This is a genomic window from Olsenella sp. HMSC062G07 (assembly GCF_001811895.1).
Lineage (GTDB): Bacteria > Actinomycetota > Coriobacteriia > Coriobacteriales > Atopobiaceae > Olsenella_F > Olsenella_F massiliensis.
Genome location: NZ_KV806946.1, coordinates 1 through 502, shown reverse-complemented (window position 1 = coordinate 502; position 502 = coordinate 1). Strand labels below are relative to the sequence as shown.

Annotated in this window: 1 protein-coding gene; it reads right to left on the bottom strand. The window is 65.9% G+C overall.

All coding sequences use genetic code 11. The features are described from left to right. Window positions 1-502, bottom strand: a 502-nt coding sequence (locus HMPREF2826_RS09390) for a hypothetical protein (RefSeq protein ID WP_168163968.1), incomplete at both ends; no start/stop codon positions are given.

Genomic DNA, 502 nt, shown 5'->3' with positions numbered 1-502 from the left:
CCGTGTTGGTGCTGGTGTTTATGGCCGCCATGCCGGACTGGTAGTGGGTCGCCCCTCCCGCGACGTCCGCATACGTGTCAACCGTCCGCCCCGACACGGAGTAGGCGCGCGACTTGACGAACACCGCCGGCGTGCTGCCCTGCCATCGGCAGCACGAGGCCAGGAACGTCGGTGACGAGCCGGGCACCTCGACCGAGAACCGGTCGCCGTCGTCGGTCTTGCAGAAGTACGTGACGCGCGCGAAGTTCGTCGGGGCCTCTGAGAGCGTGATTGGTCCTTTCAGGGTGTTCGAGGCGTTTTCGTAGAGAATTGTCGGGGATACGGAATCCCATACATCCGCCGCCGGCGCCAGAATATCGAAAAGGGCGACAGGCTTACCGACCGTGATGCCGTCGAGGGGGATGCGCCACAGGGGCATCCATGCCTCCGTCGCCCCCTCCAGAAGATCGCCCGCGGGAATGGCCGGGTCGGTCGCCGTGGCGGCACTGGTGCTCTTCCCCTC